Source organism: Alteromonas ponticola (genome assembly GCF_012911815.1).
Classification (GTDB): domain Bacteria; phylum Pseudomonadota; class Gammaproteobacteria; order Enterobacterales; family Alteromonadaceae; genus Alteromonas; species Alteromonas ponticola.
This window is the reverse complement of the sequence record NZ_JAATNW010000002.1, coordinates 168,450-185,790: the sequence shown is the minus strand read 5'-3', so window position 1 is coordinate 185,790 and position 17,341 is coordinate 168,450. Positions and strand designations below refer to the sequence as shown.

Annotated in this window: 13 protein-coding genes; 3 read left to right on the top strand and 10 right to left on the bottom strand. The window is 42.2% G+C overall.

Going from position 1 to position 17,341, the window contains the following annotated elements; translation table 11 throughout:
* Window positions 1–124: 124 nt before the first annotated feature.
* From HCJ96_RS03350 to HCJ96_RS03315, 8 genes are all read right to left on the bottom strand, one after another.
* Complete coding sequence (locus HCJ96_RS03350; RefSeq protein ID WP_169209634.1) at window positions 125–1,261, bottom strand: hypothetical protein; 1,137 nt, start codon at window positions 1,259–1,261, stop codon at window positions 125–127.
* A gap of 578 nt (window positions 1,262–1,839) precedes the next feature.
* Entirely contained in the window at window positions 1,840–3,123 is a 1,284-nt protein-coding gene (locus HCJ96_RS03345) for a phenylacetate--CoA ligase family protein (protein ID WP_169209633.1), read from the bottom strand.
* A gap of 11 nt (window positions 3,124–3,134) precedes the next feature.
* On the bottom strand, window positions 3,135–4,751 hold the full coding sequence (locus tag HCJ96_RS03340) for a hypothetical protein (RefSeq protein WP_169209632.1): 1,617 nt from the start codon (window positions 4,749–4,751) through the stop codon (window positions 3,135–3,137).
* A gap of 227 nt (window positions 4,752–4,978) precedes the next feature.
* Window positions 4,979–6,721: a glucosamine inositolphosphorylceramide transferase family protein gene (locus HCJ96_RS03335; RefSeq protein WP_169209631.1), complete on the bottom strand. Its 1,743-nt coding sequence runs from the start codon at window positions 6,719–6,721 to the stop codon at window positions 4,979–4,981.
* Window positions 6,722–6,754: 33 nt separating this feature from the next.
* Window positions 6,755–8,506 (bottom strand): asparagine synthetase B family protein, encoded by a 1,752-nt coding sequence (locus tag HCJ96_RS03330; protein WP_169209630.1) that lies wholly within the window; start codon window positions 8,504–8,506, stop codon window positions 6,755–6,757.
* Window positions 8,487–9,791 (bottom strand): O-antigen ligase family protein, encoded by a 1,305-nt coding sequence (locus tag HCJ96_RS03325; RefSeq protein WP_169209629.1) that lies wholly within the window; start codon window positions 9,789–9,791, stop codon window positions 8,487–8,489. Before HCJ96_RS03325 ends, HCJ96_RS03330 begins: the two co-directional genes overlap by 20 nt.
* Window positions 9,788–10,348 carry an arsenate-mycothiol transferase ArsC gene (locus HCJ96_RS03320; RefSeq protein ID WP_169209628.1) on the bottom strand — a complete coding sequence of 187 codons (561 nt, stop codon included), beginning with the start codon at window positions 10,346–10,348 and terminating at the stop codon, window positions 9,788–9,790. The genes HCJ96_RS03325 and HCJ96_RS03320 overlap by 4 nt, the downstream gene beginning before the upstream one ends.
* A gap of 29 nt (window positions 10,349–10,377) precedes the next feature.
* On the bottom strand, window positions 10,378–11,493 hold the full coding sequence (locus HCJ96_RS03315) for a glycosyltransferase (protein WP_169209627.1): 1,116 nt from the start codon (window positions 11,491–11,493) through the stop codon (window positions 10,378–10,380).
* 109 nt (window positions 11,494–11,602) lie between these two features.
* On the opposite strand from HCJ96_RS03315, the gene HCJ96_RS03310 reads away from it, so the two are divergent.
* From HCJ96_RS03310 to HCJ96_RS03300, 3 genes are all read left to right on the top strand, one after another.
* Complete coding sequence (locus HCJ96_RS03310; RefSeq protein WP_169209626.1) at window positions 11,603–12,763, top strand: carboxylate--amine ligase; 1,161 nt, start codon at window positions 11,603–11,605, stop codon at window positions 12,761–12,763.
* A 5-nt stretch (window positions 12,764–12,768) separates the two neighbouring features.
* The gene (locus HCJ96_RS03305; protein ID WP_169209625.1) at window positions 12,769–13,746 is read left to right on the top strand and encodes a polysaccharide deacetylase family protein; all 978 of its coding nucleotides are present in this window, start codon (window positions 12,769–12,771) and stop codon (window positions 13,744–13,746) included.
* A 114-nt stretch (window positions 13,747–13,860) separates the two neighbouring features.
* Window positions 13,861–14,955: a hypothetical protein gene (locus HCJ96_RS03300; protein WP_169209624.1), complete on the top strand. Its 1,095-nt coding sequence runs from the start codon at window positions 13,861–13,863 to the stop codon at window positions 14,953–14,955.
* A gap of 142 nt (window positions 14,956–15,097) precedes the next feature.
* Here the strand turns inward: HCJ96_RS03300 and HCJ96_RS03295 are convergent, their stop codons facing one another.
* Window positions 15,098–15,982, bottom strand: coding sequence for a hypothetical protein (locus tag HCJ96_RS03295; protein ID WP_169209623.1), 885 nt, complete (start codon window positions 15,980–15,982; stop codon window positions 15,098–15,100).
* Window positions 15,983–16,258: 276 nt separating this feature from the next.
* Window positions 16,259–17,239, bottom strand: coding sequence for a THxN family PEP-CTERM protein (locus tag HCJ96_RS03290; RefSeq protein ID WP_169209622.1), 981 nt, complete (start codon window positions 17,237–17,239; stop codon window positions 16,259–16,261).
* Window positions 17,240–17,341: the final 102 nt, after the last annotated feature.

Here is a 17,341-nt window from a genome sequence, read left to right as displayed (position 1 = left end):
CAAAATGGTTTAACGTATATGTCTAAGGTTAGAGCCGATTCTCGTGAGCACGATAATCACACACGCTTAAAACAAAAAAGGCCCGGTGCGACGCACCGAGCCATTAACGTTACTGTGCTCTGGATTAAGGAAGGAAATCGGGTTTTGCAGTCCAAAGCTCCCAACCTACCAGATAGAATCGGGTATCTTCGTTGAAGCCACTGTTTGCCCATCCAAATACGTACCCATCAGTGAAGTAGTTGTCATCCTGATACGCAACCAGGTTAGTGTTTTCGTACACCAATTTCCAATCTGTGCGGTTCGTTTTCTTCCAGATTCGATAGCTGCCGTCTTCAGAGGTTAGAGTGCTGCTGCGAACACGTTCAATCATTAAATCGATGACGGTTCCGTTATCTCTGGGGTGAAAACACTCCGCCGGTCTGTCAAACAACACGTTATCTTGTGTCCCTGTGCCTTTGTGCGAGACAGAAGAGTTAATTGTTGGGCGGCAATAGCTTACACCATTTTCGAAACCGTGAAACGGTGTGTAGCTTTCCGTTTCCATGATCATTCCAGCATTAGAATAGCGGCCATGCCATTGTGCGCTAAGTTTATTGTTATTTGGGAACCAGCGTTGCCCAGTACTCACAAATACATCATTTGATGATAAGTTCTGTATTTCGCGGCCACTTCCCCAGTGTTTGCTAAAGCGCTCATGAAAGTCGGTGATGTAGAGATAGGTATCAGTGATTCGAGAAACCGTTGCTTCGATACCTTTGTCATTGACTATTTTATCTCCAGGCTGCCACAAGTCCGGATCAATTCCTGCCGGAATATTAATTCTGGTACCAGCACGGTGATAGAAATTTTTGGGTTGATAAATGCGCATATGTTCCCACGTTGCTGACATTGGGGTCTTGAGGGTATAACGCCATTCACTGGTTGCGTCTTTCTCAAGACCTTTGCCTGCGAAATAAAACTTAATACCTTGCAGGTTAGTACCTTCGATAGCCTGAACGCCACCGTGATCACCATACCATTCAACAACGTCATTACCTGCTGCCGGATCATCGCCTTTATTGAAGTCCCACGCTGCTACTGGTCCGCTATACACTGCATCAGCAGGTCCGCACTGATATGCTGTTGCATTTACAGATTGTGAAACCGTGAAAGCGAGTGCGATTGGCGCCAGGAAGCTACATAGCTTTGCTAAACTTTTTTTCTTTGTTACAACTTTTAAAGACATATCGGTAGACTGAAAAAGGTTTTTTTGAATACTCATGGATTAATTTCCGCTAAATTTAAACTACTTATTCAACTCTGATGACAACAAAGCTTCTGGCGTATCGCACAGACGTCATCAAACGGCTTTCCATAAACCTTGCTACCAAAAATCATGAATAGAGACTTGTTTAAGACTGGAGAATTCAAAATTTAAGGTGATGCGTGGTGAATTCAAAACTTCAAATCGCAAGGCAAAAATAATGCGAATCGCATTCCCTATTTTTGTCCGTTTATTTGAATCCACATGTTTTTCACGCTTCGAGAATTTTATCGGAGAAATGCACTCGAACTTAAGTACTTCGTGTTATACCTCAAAATATTGGGTATTTTTTGGTATACCATAATCGCTTTGGTCGAGTAAATGCTGAATATCACTGTAAAGTGACACTTTTCTTTAATAAAACTAGGCTTCTAACGTGAAGATATTATTGTTTTTATTGAATTTGCTGATTGTTTTAGATGAGAACGATTTTAATAGTTTTTAAGTTATCGTTCTCATCCTTGCGTTCTGCCTTGCAGACGTTGACTGTACTGGGGAATGGGCTGGTTTTCAACCCGTAAAGGATAAATTTCAAGTTACTTTATAAAGCTCTCGAAGTACTGTTGTTTTTTGGTCTGCGTTTCAAACTTATCGATATATTCAACGCTGAATCGCAGGTCATCGCCAAAGTACTTATTCATTTCTCGATTAATTAACTGTTCCCACAGCGGGGTAGGTTGGCCTTCTATTTTTAGTATCACCGTGCCGCATTCGAACTGCTCAGCCTTGTAATTAATTAGAATCTCATCTTTTAATGCTATATTTTTAAACACGTAATAAAAGGTCAGGGCAGGGTACTCCTTCTGCGTACCCAAAATACTTGAGCCCTTTCTACCGTATATCTCTTTAATCACTTTATGTGCACGCCCACATGCGCACTTTGCTTCGCCCAGCGAAATGTAGTCTCCAAGCCGATATCGAATAATGGGAAAGGAGTGAGATGCTAAATTTGTTACGATTATCTCTTTATTATCGTCAATCTCGACATAAACGTTTTCCATATTTATGTGCATACTGCCTTCAGGACATTCAAATGCAATTAATCCCGACTCTGCGGCGCCATACTCACTGATCATTTTGCAGCCGAACGCTTTCTTTACCTCTGGCTGATAGGCATCCAGAATCATTTCCGATGTTCCCTTCACCATTTTTATGCCACTTACTTTAAGGTTTAGTGCATTAACTTTCTTCGCTATCTGATAAATCATTGAAGAATAGCCTGAAAGAAACTTGGCGCTGTTGAGGTCTTTAGCAAACGCAGTAATTGACTCATCGTCATAACGAAATATACGAATACGATTTTGCAGCCAATCTAACAATTTAACCTTTTTGGCTTCTCCTTGCTCAATGTTATACCCCCAAAAGTAACCGTTCTTATCCCAGGGCTTCACATTGTACCAATCATAACATCGCATAACACTGGCTCGGTTGGTCGAATCCCACTCTTCGTTTCGATAAAACGCCAGCGCTTCGCCACTGGTGCCAGATGTTTCTGCTAACAGCGTTTTTTTGAATTGCTGTTGAGAATGAATCTGAGCGTTTTGTTCAATTAAATCGCGTTTTGTAATCGTAGGCAGGGCCTTAATATCCGAAAGCGTCTCAATTTCAGGATCAAAGTTATGCGCATCAAAAAGATCCCTATAAAAAGGGGAATACTGATAAGCTGATTTTAATAACGTTTTCAGCTTATCAAGTTGAATTTTTTCCAGTTCGTCATAGTTTGCAAACTCGGTTTTTTTAAGTGCGCTATAAATGCCCATCAGAGACGGGTTTCTTAGCTTAGCGCCGAAAAGGTAGATAAATTTGGATAGCAACGCCATGTTAAACAACTCTACTGATACTGTTGTGGATGTAGTCTGAAGTCAGTCGTAACCATTTTGGTCAGCAAAATCAAAATTGAGTACGCCTCAGCATTGCACTTGCTATAATTTTCCAAGAATCGGTGGATTTTTGGTTTATCCCAAATGTCATCGACTAACATATCAGCGTATTCGTGAAAAGCGGAAGTTCTATTTAAAAATTGAAAATTGTTCCACCCTAACCCCTTAGGCAGCTTACCTGTCAATTTTGAATACATTAACTCACCAGTTACTCTCACCGCTCTGCTCGCTTCCTGCATAATAATAGGAGAGCTGGCTTTAACTAACGTCGCGGCTAAGGGCAATTCAAGTAACTCTGGTGCGCGCGACTTAACCACATGTCGGCTAAGTTTATAGTTGATTCGATGTCGATATTTTAAAGTGAGCACCAGCTGTGCCAGTTTCGAGTCGGTGAACGGATGGTGGTAGCCGAAAAGGTTTGCGGCAGACTTGGTCTGCATCGAGAAATATTGTCTTAGCGAGTGCTCGATTTTAAATCGCTCGCTTAACTCCTGAATACCACTCGTACCAAACCCAACATACTCGGATAGGCTATGCCGAACGTCGTCAGTGAAATCGTTTGTTAAATCACTAAAATTGACGTCTTCATTAAAAAACCAGGGCAGTGATTTAAACCCATCTGCTAACCGGGGGGCTAAGAAATCGATAGCACTATTGTTGTCAATGTTGTCAAACTTATCTGGCAATACCATTGAATGAAAAAGACGCATCAGACGCCCTTCTCCGGGTAGGCTATTCACCCCATAATGGCCTGAAAAATGTTCAACCATCAAACCCGCACTTAATGGCAGCGAGCTTACCCGAGCTAATTTTTGTGCGGCATGATACCAGTGGGGAAAGTAGCATTGGCCATTGTTATGTAACATTTCCAACGCGTTTTTTGCCCCATAAGGGGTTTCTTCCAGTGTGGCCAATTGCATGGGCACTTGCAGAGAGCTACCAAGTTTGAAAGCAATCTTTATCTCACGGCTGGTCAAATCACCGTGGGTATAAGTTTGCTTGATTCTAGCGGAATCAGCCATCAACACTCTTGAATCCCAACCAGCTGAAAGCATCAGATTGGTGTGCGGGCTCGCTTGAAGTACCGCGAACAATCGGTCGTCAATTTGCCGATAAAGTTGAGCCACATCAGCGTCAGGATCACTTGACCAGCTGTTGCCATGATCAACAGATATTCTATTATTCGCACAATCAAATGTGATTTTTTGCAGTGGTCGAGTCTGCTTTACTTCGTTAAATATCGTATTATCGGCAATCGTCGCGCCATTCATAACAGAGGTATAGATTTGAACTGGATTTTTTGTACAGGAAACGACACGCGTCAAATTTTCAATTCTATCTGTAACCCATAGCGATTGATTCTGGTGGCAGTAATAAACTGGTTCGGTACCCAGAAAATCACATTGAATGGTTAACTTTCCTGACTCGGCTGAATATACGATGCGAGTACCCACCAGTGTGTCAGCATCACAAGACCTTATGTCGGTCAGATAGGTTGAGGGTGGTGCGCCAAAGTGCCGGTCTCCCTGATAGACTATAAAACCAGAGTCGTCGGCATTGATTATCACATTCTTTGAATAACCTTCTTGAGAATAGAGTGAAGCGTTTGCCCAACTTTTACTATTTTTAAAATGAAGTCGACAAGTTTGAGATTGTTCCGATATACAAATTAAAAAGCCTCTACCTTCATCCGAAGTGGGGTAATTCATTAATTTTGGCCTCTACCATGCTGTATTGCCCATCGTGCAAATTTAAAAATAACTAAATGTCAGACCACTGATGAGGCAGAAAGACGTTATTTTTTCACCGTTTTATATTTTACATTTCGACAGTAGTCGATTACCGCAATTGTTTCATTTGCATTAAAATGATGCGTGCTATCCAAATCAGGTTTGAAATTGGGATATACGTCTTTAACGCGGGTCTCAACGTATTCGTCCGCACTTAATTTACTGACTTTATTAATACCAAACGCTTTTCCATAATGATTTTTATCGTGTATCTGGTTAATTCTGAAGAGGCACTCGTTATGTTTAAAAAAGCCACCGTTACGCGCTCTTTCTGAATCAAAAATAACCGGGTTGCCACTTGATATCGGTGTCCACGACTGACTATCAAATTGTTCTGACCAATATATGTGTAGTTCAGAGTGATGATCGGAGGTGCCGGCACTACAGATATTGGTGAACATGTACCATCGGTCGTTGTCTTGTAACAGCATCGTGTCTGCCGCAGACACGTTATCCATCAGCGTTTTTTTAAAGCGCCATTTGAGCGGAAAGTCAATGCACTCATAAAGTCTTATTTCGTTCGCCGAATGAGACTCTGGTATCATATAAACCTTGTCGTTGGCTTCGAAAACAAACGGAAACGATAAATGAAAAGGTTCTTCCAATATGACCCCATGATTTACTAATTCGCCCTCTACGATTTCGTATGCCGACACTTTGCCTTTTTGTTCAGCATAAAAATAATCTTCAACAAAAAGTAACGTTCTATCGTTATGGGTAAACACGAACGGGTCAGCTAAAAACCGGCCATCGGGATTTTCGATTTCCTTATACCGCCAGAGTGACTTCTTGAAATTATCATGGGCTGAGAAAGCGACGCTCCACCTGACAATATCAGGGCCGAATAGCTTGCTCATCACCCGCTGTTTGACCAGTTTGGCGTGAACCTTATACAGATACTTTACTATTGGCGTAACACTGTCTAATTTGAGTAACGGATGGTCGTGTAAACTCGGATCTTCTTCTTCAGGTAACGCCCTGTTCTTTGCGATGTCATCAAGTAATTTTTTCATAAAGAAATTTGACTTGATAAGCAAGACCGCGTTGTTTTCCATCCAATTAGAACGCGTCATTATGTTACCGCGAACCAGGACTTTTCCTCCGTCAAGCTCATTTGAAAGCTGTTGGATTATGAAGCCACTACTGGGTTGGTCATACAAAACTTCCCAGAATCCGCTCGGCCCGCCTCTGTTTACGCGATTATCTCCATGATGAAATGAAAGAATGCCAAACGTTGATGCTTCAAGTACATCCCCTTTGAGTATTCCAGAGCCGCAACGGATAATACAATCCAGATTTTGTCCTTTTATTTTTTGAACTTGTTGCGGACTAAAACTCAAGAACAGCTTTGACTTTGACCATTCGCCTTCTAATTTTACGACACTGATCTCACTGAAACTTTCAAGATTAAAAGTATTAAAATGGCAGGGCTTATTTTTCTTTAAATTTTTGCGTTCGAGCTTTCGTGTAAGCCCAATCAAGTAGTCAATGGCTCTTGATTGCAGCATATCTTTGATTTTTTTATCTTCAAACGCCGACCTGATTTTGTCCTTAAGTGATTTAGGCTGGGCAGGGAGGCAGTGTCCGGTTAAAATTACAGGATCATCAAATTGCGGGCAATCAGAAACATGCTTCACTAAATCATGGATATAAGATGAAACTTTCAATCCATCGACTAAAAAACCAACCTTTAACGTCTTCACTTCATCGTGCCCCTGGTTATCGTGTCTCGATTGCCCATACAACACGACTGTACCATCTGAAGAAGTGAAATTTCCACATCAAATGCACTTAATTTGGTAGTCTACTGTTGCGATCCGGCCAAGCATTTGCACAAGTGTATAAGCATCTCGGTCTGAAGTGATCCAGCGATCTACAAAAGAATGCATTTTCTGCTTATCCCAAACAGGATGCCGGAGTGCATCAATATAATCATGGAATACACCGGTTTGATTAAGAAATTGAAAATTATTCCAACCCAGACCTTTCGGTATTTTGTTCAACACTTTCTTATACACTAATTCGCCGGTGATACGCGCGAATCGACTGGCTTCTTGCAGCACAATTGGTGATTTAGCCGATACTAACGTTGCCGCCAGGGGGGTACTCAGAAGCTCAGGCTTATTGAGCTGTACAAATTCCTGACTCAGTTTATAACCGATTCGATGTTTGTATTTTAACTGTAAAACTGCCTGAGAAAAGCGCCCGTCGACATAAGGGTGATGATAGCCAGACAATGCACCAGCACTTTTAGTTTGATTGGCCATGAACTGACGTTCTACGTGCATCATTTTAAACCGTTCGCAGAGCTCATGAATCCCGTTAGTGCCAGTATCGGAGTAAGATTGTAGACAGGCATTTACATTGTGCTTGAACTCTTTTTGAATTTGCGCAAAATCTACGTCATCAGCAAAAAACCACGGTAGCGAGTCAAATCCTTTGGCAAGTAATGGTGTCAGCAAATTTACAGCTTCATCATTGGCAATTTTTTCGTAAACGGCGGGAAAGAGTAATGAGTTGATAGTACGCGTTTTTCTGCCACGACCAGGGATAATATTGAGACCATAATGACCAGAAAAATGTTCTACAAACATGCCTGATGTTATAGGCAGTGCAGCCTGCGAATTCAAGAACTGACTGGCTTTAAGCCAATGAGGGAATAGGCAGTGTCCATTTAAATCAAGCATTGTTTGGTTGGCGTCCGCGCCAAACTCAGTTTCTTCCAGAGGCAAAAAGTTCATCGGAACCTGCAGTGACCTGCCTAAACGGAACGCGATGTCGATTTCTCGGCTGGTAAGGTCGCCATGTGTGTAGGTGCACCGAATATTTTTAGGATTTGCTAATAAGACGCGTGAATCCCAGCCTGCTGAGAGCATGAGCGACGATTCAGGTGTATCTGACAGCACCTCCATCAATCGTGAGTTTAGCGAGGATTTTAGCGCAGGTACGTCTGCGTCTTTTTCTGCACTCCAATGATGACTCATGTCTATGGTTAATGCATTGGTAGCATTGTCGAAGGTTAGGGTAGATAACTCATTTGTTTGCAAAACGTCTTTTAGAACCGTTCTTGATGAAACGGTTGAACCGATTGTCATAAAGGTATAGACAGACTGAAGATCGATAGAAAACGAAAAGAAACGAGAAAAGTTATCTATTCTGTCAGTAATCCAAAATGTATTTTCGATAACTGCATAATAAAGTGGCTCTGAGCCTAAAAAATCTGTTCTGACTTCTAATTTTTGTTCACTTTCACAAAACTTTACCAATGTACCCGCTATTTCATTGACTGGCTTACGCCAGAATTCGCCAAGACTCCCTGCAAATGATTTATACAGATGGCGATCGCCTTTGTAGATTAGGAGAGTTTGCTCGGTTGGTTGAACCATAACATTCTTTGAGTAGTCACCATCATAGAGTAGAACAGCGCCACTAAATTGAACGCTATTTTTAAAGTCCTTTTCGTGGCGAAAACGAATCGGTGTTGCTGATACGCCAAGTAAAAAACCTTTTCCTTTAGTACGCTTTGATTCCATTTTCATTAACTGCTGAAGGTTTGAAGTTATGCCTGTAGGCAATGACGATGCACGTTTGAAAGGTTATCAGAATCCATAGAAAGGGGTAATAACCGATGGTAACGAATTGCCCAGCTATTACAAAGCCCAATATACTTAGTTTAAACGCTTTCCAGAGAATGACATAAAATTCGTCACTTTCATGTCGCATGCCTGCTTTTATCGGAAGTCGCCTTATCAAAGAGGCAATAATAATTAACAGGTAGAAGAACAAGCCAATAAAGCCTGCATCGGTGCCTACTTGAAAGAATATATTGTGTGGCATTTCAGCTTTTTTATACAGAATATCTTCAGGAAAATGCCGCGTGTAATAGGGAATGAAGTTGAAATAACCAATTCCCAAGGCAGGATATTCCTTCATAATATCCCAGGAATGCTCCCAATACAGCATGCGCTGTATAGAGGTTTTATCTTCGCCAATAGACGTAAATCGTTCCTTTTGTTCAGCAGGCAACACGCTCCAACCAATCCAGCCTACCAATGCGATTAGAATCAGATATTTGGGCTTGAAAATCTTGCGCCAGAACATCAGCGTAATTTGCACTAGCAGGGCAAGTTGCGCTCCGCGGCTGCTGCTTCCGAGAATAGTCAGGATGGGGCATATGGTTGCGGCAAGCAGGGCATACTTTTCCCACGTTCTCACCTCTCCTTTGTACCTAGAATAGAGGTAATAGCCAATTGGGAAAAGAACCAGCATGAGTACGGCCAGCTCACCAGAATTCTGGAAATAGCCTGGCGGCCCCATCAGCCCCCATGATGAAAAGCTGAACCCTCTGAAAACCCATATTTTGGCCGTGCCAATGGCAATTTTTAAAGAACAGAGAAAAAGGACGATAAAGTAAATGTAAATGCGCTCTTTTGTGGTTACCACTGCCGTGGATATGAACATGACCACCAGCCACTGAACAAAAAATATGTAATTTTCCTGTGACCAGGAGATGTAATGAGCGACCATAAATGAAAGGTGTATTGCGGCGGCAAATAACAGCACCAAGATATGCATGCCAGTAATTTTCAGCGATGCCTTAGGGTCAATAAAGCTGGCAAGAAGACTGACGATTAGAAATATTTGCGCCCAGGGGGCAAAATCTAAAATAGGGAATATGGATTGCGGTCTGAAAAACTCAATGAATAAATATATCGAAATACATTTAAAGGCCAGGCTTTCGCTCTTAAAGTATGACCATAAATTTTTAATGCGTAGAAAGAATAAGTCGTTCAACGAATAGGATGCAACTTGCTTCATTTTTGATTACCAACTTGCGTAATAAGCTTTTTGGTAGCAATTTCGATGCTTCGTAAACATTTGAGAAAAAAGTAGTCATTCGTATTGTAGGGGTCATGCAGATAAACAGTACGCTGACTTGACAAAATCCCAATTAATACTTTTTTACTCTCTGGAAACAGTCTCTCCAGTTCCAGTAAATGCGCAGGTTCCATTACTACAAGTAGATCATTTGTTTTCGGTTCGTAGTTTGAAATATGCTGAGAGCGATGGGCGTGCAAGTCGTAACCGAGCTCTTTGGAGAAATGTAGTGTTTTTTCAAATGCAGGATCCCCCCCCCGGCAGTGCAGACCATAGGATACCGCTTCAAAGTCATTGACTTTACTTACCTCTTCTCCAAACGGACTTCTGCAAATATTTCCACTACAAATAAAGACCAGACGCCGGACATCACGTAAATCTACTTTCGTTGCTTTTTTGTAGTGGCCAAATGAGTTTTTTATTCCAAAGACTAAAAAACGAAGTAATCCACGCTTGGAACCAAATTCATCTGCTATTTTTTGTGAAACGTTTAACATCTATAGTGGTCTACTTTCTGCTTGAAATATCACTGCGGAAACGCATTATCTACGGCATAGTAACAAGCTTTATATTGTCTTGTCATAGCTTCTAAAGAGAATGCAGAGTTTACGCGGCTTATCGCAGAAGTGATCACAATTTCATCTTCTGCCTTTTTTTGAATTGTACTACGCATGGCTTCTGCGATGCTTGTTGCATCGATGTCTACCAGAGAGCCTTGTTCTGGGCTACTGATAATTTCTTCAGGCCCCCCACACTTTGTGCATATCACAGGCAAGCCACAGGCCATTGCTTCAATCGTACTGATTGAAAAGCCTTCTGCATCTGAGGTAAGTACAAACGCATCCAAATTGTTCAAGTAGTCGGGTGTATCCTCTATAAAGCCAACAAAATGAACATTTTGAATGTTATTTTGGGCAATTTGCTCATCCAGTTTAGTTCGTAAACTGGCTTTAGGATCTCCAGCTATTACCACCGCAACATCAAGTCCCCATTGGTTCAATAAATGCGTTGCTTCAAGCAGTAAATCATAACGTTTCGCCGACCTGATATTGCCAAGTGCGCCAAAAAGAAACGTTGAGTTAGCGATACCAAGCGTACGCTTCAACGTGTTGTTCCTGTTTACCTGGTATTTTTGTACATCGACACCGTTGTATATTACGGACGTTTTACTACTGACCAGCAAATTGTGCTGTTCGATTTTTCGTTTTAGCGACTGGCTAACGGCCACAAAGTGCGAAATACCCGAGCGCATGAACCACAGCTTTAGTTTTTTAAAGCGCTCATTTGGCGATACATCCACCATACCATGATAGGTAGCTACTACGGGTATTCGCATAACCAGGCCGACAATACTAGCGTAAACATTTGAGCCTAAAAGATGCGATTGAATCAGGTTGACTTTTTCGTGCTTAATTATCTTGCACAATGCTCTGATCAGTTTGAAATTGAAGCTTCCCTTAGAATCGATAATAATCGGCTCGAGGCCTTTTTTTCGCAACTTTTGAGCTACATAGCCTTCGCCACGTATAACCACCACAGAATCAACGTTTTCGGTTCTGATCCGGTCTGCCAGCGCAATGAAAACTTCTTCAGCACCGCCAGGCCCCGTGGTGTCAATTAAATGTAAAATCTTATAAGTCATAAAATGAAAATTCAGGCATAATGCCTGAGTAATCTAACACTGTATTTAAATTTGTAGCAAAGCATATCAGGCAAAATAGCTGCTGCATACTAGGCAAAGTTGTATTCCGATGGAAAAAAAATCAGTATTAATTTTTGATGCGCAACAAAGAAGTGCGTTAGCGGCCACACGATCTTTAGGGAAGCGCTCAGATATTACCGTTTATACTACTGACTCCACACCCGAAGCTTTGGCAGGCGCATCCAAATATTCTTCTTCGTATTTTTGTAGTCCCGATCCGGTTAAAAACACCGAACAGTTTATTACCTGGTTAGCGCGCATCATTGATGACAAGCAGATCGACTTCCTGTTGCCCGTAACCGAGGTTAGCAGTCGCACTCTGTTGGAAAATCGAGATAAACTTCCGTCGGTCAAATTGCCGTTTGCGGAACTTGATACAGTGCTGGCTCTGAGCGACAAAAATCAATTAGTAGAGTTAGCCAAATCGTTAGCGATCCCTGTGCCCGAGTCACGGGTTTACCCGAATGCAAGCGCGGTAGATACACATGCGCTAGATTATCCTTGTGTGCTAAAGCCTGCACTGTCAAAAGTGTTGGTAAACAATCGTTGGCAAAGCACTCAGGTTCATATTGTTCATACTGAGGCTGAGTTTAACAAAGCCCTTGAACACGCCTATTTCAACCATCCGTTTATGCTACAGCAATACATCGCAGGACAGGGAGCCGGCCTGTTTTGCTACTATCAACACGGTGAAGCAAAGGCGTTTTTTGCTCACAAACGACTTCGAGAAAAACCGCCTTCAGGAGGCGTGAGCGTATTGAGTGAAAGTGTTGCTGCCGACGCCAAGGTTAAAGAATTCGCTACAAAACTGCTGGACTCTGTTAACTGGCATGGTGTGGCCATGGTTGAATTTAAGGTTGCGGATGACGGGACGCCCTATCTGATGGAAATTAACACCCGGCTGTGGGGGTCGTTACAACTATCAATAGACGCCGGTGTCAATTTTCCTGAGCTTTTATTCGATGGTGAATATGCTGATGTACCTTTAACCACTGCTTTCAAACAAGGTGTTCAGTTACGATGGCTATTGGGCGATTTGGACAATCTCTATCTGAATATGCGAGACAAGAAACAGTCTATCAAGGATAAGTTGCTACATATTGGTCGCTTTTTTACGCCAAGACTTTCCGGGCGCAAGCACGAGGTAAACCGACTGGATGATATGGGCCCTTTCCGCTACGAATTGAAGAAATATTTTTTGGGGGGCTAGTGGCAATGAAAAAGTTAATCAAAAAATGTTTGCAAAGTCTGGCGGGTACCGTTGGGTGGCAACTTGCAAAAGCTGGAGATAAAAAACTCATCATACTTATGTATCATCGGGTACTTCCCGCAAATGACCCGCGTTATCGTTTTGAAGAGCCCGGAATGGTGGTAACGGATTCAACATTCAAAATGCACATGGAGGTTCTTGCAAACGAGCGTATTCCAGTGTTAACCGTTGATGACTGGGTTAATTCAGATGACAAAGATAAGCCACAACTTGCTATTGCCATAACGTTTGATGACGGTTGGTTGGACAATTTCGAATATGCATTTCCAGTGTTAAAAGAATATAAATTTGTTTCGACACTTTATGTCGTTACTGACTACCTGGCTCAGCCTGCACCATTCTGGCCTAATAAGGTGCTACGCTTGTTATTAGACGAGAACAGCAAGCCTGATGAAACCTGGTCAGACTTATTGAATTTGTTAAATCACCAACCCAACGTACCCTTGTCAAGAGATGAGGCGGCCGCATGCATTAAAACCCTCAAACAACATAGTGACCAGACAATTTATGCCGCCCTGAACAATATTTCGTCCAGTGGCATGCATCAGGTTGAGATGATGAGCCAGTCACAAATTTCACAGGCGCAGCAGGAATATGGGGTTACGGTAGGATGCCATACGCGTAAACACATGCGTTTGATTGAAGGACTACCCCAATCTGTACTATCTGCTGAAATTGTTGAAAGTAAAAGTATTTTGTCGGAGATAAGCAATGAACATGCGCATAGCTTTTGTTTTCCCAATGGCGACTACAGTGATAGCGCACTTGCATTAGTCAGACAACATTACGCCAACGCGGTTACCACAAAACGAGGCCACAACAGGGTAGGGTGTGATGTACACCAGCTCGTTCGCATAGGCGTTCACAATGACATTAGCAATACCCCATTAAAGTTTAAAGCCAGACTTTCATCCTATATTTGATGGCACGTTACATACACCGCTATTGCGCGTAATACGCATGTTGTGTTTACGCACATTTATATAAGGGTTAGTATAAATCATAACGAGTGCAGATACGGTAAAGAGGGGATCCACTTGAAATTAGGTAAGATAAAAAAAGCAACATTTAAATGGCACGGAAGTCAAAGCAAGCTTGCACTGCTTTTTCTTTTTTCAATTGTTTCCAGTGTTATATCGGCAACCGAATTTGAACAGTGTGAAGTCGCTGCACCCCTGGCCTCATGGGATTTTAACGCCGGCGAGTCACCCCAAAATGGGAATAGCGTTGTTCAGTGGGATGATGATCATCACAACATTCAACCCGTACCTGATACTGATTTGCAAGGCGTAAAGTTTTTCTTTGCGGGCGGTGGCCCTAATAAAGATGCGACTTCAGAATGGCGCTACGAAATTAAAAAACCAGTTCAAAATACATGGGAATACCTCAAATTTTACCAACCAATTAATTTTTATCACCGTGCCATCACTAAAATTACCGCTCCTGAACTACTGGATGAAACAAAGTGGAATAAAGGAGACGCCATAGAAAACGACAAGGGTGTAACCGCAAAAGTGCACTCTGTAGAGGGTGATATATTATACATTGTCGACTTTTACGAACGTTTTTCTAAGAACTGGGGTAGTGAAAGGCTTATTCAAAACAAGACAACGGGGGCAAATTTTGTTGCCGTTTCCAGCAGGTTTTTAACCTATAACAATAAACTTTCTGCCCAATGGCAGGGGCGTTATGCAAACGCAGGCATGATCCTGGAAACGCAAGCCATCACGCCCCATCATGATGGTACAATGGGAGTGGGATACTGCCGACCTACCATTATTGGAACTGATTGGCACAAAAGTACTACAGCGAGAAATACCTTTTTCAATCGTGAAGAGTCCGCCTGTTTTGATCCCGCCGATAACGGAAAAGTAGTTGAATTTGTGATTGAGCGCAAACGTTCAACATCAGCTACCGCGCAGGATGGCGGTTACAAAATCTGGAAAAAGGTGGACAACGGAGCGTGGAAACTGATCCATCTCAACACTTCAGAAAAGTCCTATCAACAAGGACAAAATTATTTCGACCATGGTTATGTCCTGGGCTGGTCAAATAGCGGTTTCGATGAAGATATGCGATTTTTCCTTTTAGGTTGGCAACTTTGGGATCAAAAGCCAGATTTTCTTCCGTAACGAGAAACAAATAAGTCAGTGTTCAATTCTGCATAGCGCTGGCGCTGTGCAGGATGGTTTTAGCACCGCCAATTAAAGAGGTGTCCTCGGTGCACACTTTTATGTATGCTAGATCGGAGCCTCTAGTTTCCACATGAATTCTTTAGAATAAACTTTTCTCATTTAAATACTCGCGCGAAAGTTGCTGATTACTGTTTTGGTAATCTTCCAGAATCTGGTTTCTCTGCTCTGGCGTAAGTGGTTTTGGTTCGTCCATAAATTTGGGAAACCATGAAGACAGTTTCGAAATGACAAAACGGCTATATCTATTAATGACGAGAGACCGTGCGTATTTCACATTATTGATTCGTCGGATCACTTCAATATATCGCCACGGATAACGCGTATTTAATGTTTTAGCGGGTAAACGAAAGGTTTTCGTCAGCGGTACATTCATTATAGAAAGAAAACTTGCAATCAAACCTTCCGCCTTGTCCTTATCAAAACTTCGAATAATTAACGCATCCTTGCCAAACACGGCTTGATACCGATTTGCGAACTGAAAGTAATTCAGGCTTGTGCGCTCAATATCTGAGATGGTATCCGGTGCGGCGAGTAAGCCACGCTTCACTTGCTCTGAGTATCTTGACTCAATAAAAAGATCCTGGCGACGAAAATACAAAATTAGCTTAACCTCGTGACCTGGAAAGGAATCACGCATAAGCTTCAATTGATGGTCAGAAAGCCCTGACCGAGAGAGCATTTCTGATGACAAAAGGATAGTGTCACATCCTCGTTTGATAGCTTCATTACATATTGCTTTAACGTGTAAGGGATCGACTGCGCGGTTTTCTTCAACAATGGGCATGAATAAAGGGTGGTGATAAGGAAAGCGAGGGTCTCGACCAATTTCGGGGTAGTAAATACCATACTCCGAAGCTAACCGTTCATCATTTAACGCCAGAAAACTTTGAATCGACGTGGTGCCTGTTTTGTGTCGGCCGATATGAAGTATTATTTGGGGCAGGTGTTGATTTTTTTGTTCCACAATTTTTCCTTAAAAATGGGCCTGCTTGAACGTCCTTATAATGGGATGCAAGTGAATTCACTTGCTTCAACTGCATCTTCATTCCTTTGGTTCCGCTTTATTATTCTGTTTATAATTTAAGCGAATCGTTCTTTTTATAATAGTACAGTTTATAGGCTAAGCGCACAAATAATCGACATCAATAATTTACGAATCATAGAGTTAAAAAAAAACCCCGTAAAATACGGGGTTTTAAGTTAGTTAGTTATCACAGACCAATTGTCTGCTGATAAATCACTATTTAAATTTTCTGCGAGAGAAACCAGCAAGACCTAGTAAGCTCACCGCAAATACAGCTAGAGTTGATGGCTCTGGTGCATCAATCGCGCGAACCGCAAATTGAGCATTCAAAATGTTTACACCGTTTTCGCGGGTAACGAAGCCAACACCGTTGTTGTCAAATGTTACGTCAAGACCACTTAGGCGAGTAATTAACTCGTAGTCTCTGTGGTACATAGAAGCGTCAACACCAGAAACCTGGAACTTGACTGAGAAGTCGATGAATCCATCACCTGAAGCAACGATATTCAGGTCACCAGCTCCGTCGAAGCCAACAATGTTAAAGATATCAGAACAGCCATTTTCGTTTACTGAACCTGCAGTAAATGCCGCAGGACCGAATGGACATGTACCATCTGCATCAAGACCAGCGTTTGGCGTTTCCCAGAAATCAACCATGAATTCTAGTTCAGGAGCCAGAACTTCTACACCAGCAGGAGCTGCTGCTGTTAATTTAAGTCCATCACGGATAGAAACCGTATCCAGGAATTCACCAGTGATAGGGAAGTTGTCGTGTTTTACGGCTGTACCTTGTTTGAACGCAGAAGTGTAGTCTGCGTCAATACCAACAGTCATAACGTTGCCCTGAGGAGCGCCACCGTTGAGGTCAGTCATCATGCCGTCTTCATCCCACGTTTGAGTAGTATTATTACTCACCGGAGAGTTGATGCTTAGACAGCTTTGATTGCCGCCGCTGCCGCCTGCAGGGTCACCCCAGCAAAGATTGTCAGGAAGCGCACCGCTAGATAAAATTGAAGTGCCACCGTCTGAGCTATCACCAGAAGAACTAATAGAGTTGGTGCCGTTACCTCTTGTTGTCCAGTCAAAAAAACCAGCTTCATTGACGAAAGACCACTCAGAAATGATCATTGGATCAGCGTAAGCTGAAGTGCTTGCAGTTAAAACAGTTGCTGCTGCGATTAGATTTAACTTTTTCATACTCTTAAGATTCCTTTTTCTCTCGAAAAATTTAATTGCTTTACGCCCCGATTTACATAGTGCATAGCGTATGCCAAATGTTTAAAGCATTGAAATAGTTAA

Coding starts and splice junctions, on each gene's coding strand:
- HCJ96_RS03310 (WP_169209626.1), top strand. CDS start 11,603: ATGGAAAAAAAATCAGTATTAATTTTTGATGCGCAACAAAGAAGTGCG.
- HCJ96_RS03345 (WP_169209633.1), bottom strand. CDS start 3,123: ATGGCGTTGCTATCCAAATTTATCTACCTTTTCGGCGCTAAGCTAAGA.
- HCJ96_RS03290 (WP_169209622.1), bottom strand. CDS start 17,239: ATGAAAAAGTTAAATCTAATCGCAGCAGCAACTGTTTTAACTGCAAGC.
- HCJ96_RS03330 (WP_169209630.1), bottom strand. CDS start 8,506: ATGGAATCAAAGCGTACTAAAGGAAAAGGTTTTTTACTTGGCGTATCA.
- HCJ96_RS03350 (WP_169209634.1), bottom strand. CDS start 1,261: ATGAGTATTCAAAAAAACCTTTTTCAGTCTACCGATATGTCTTTAAAA.
- HCJ96_RS03305 (WP_169209625.1), top strand. CDS start 12,769: ATGAAAAAGTTAATCAAAAAATGTTTGCAAAGTCTGGCGGGTACCGTT.
- HCJ96_RS03315 (WP_169209627.1), bottom strand. CDS start 11,493: ATGACTTATAAGATTTTACATTTAATTGACACCACGGGGCCTGGCGGT.
- HCJ96_RS03320 (WP_169209628.1), bottom strand. CDS start 10,348: ATGTTAAACGTTTCACAAAAAATAGCAGATGAATTTGGTTCCAAGCGT.
- HCJ96_RS03325 (WP_169209629.1), bottom strand. CDS start 9,791: ATGAAGCAAGTTGCATCCTATTCGTTGAACGACTTATTCTTTCTACGC.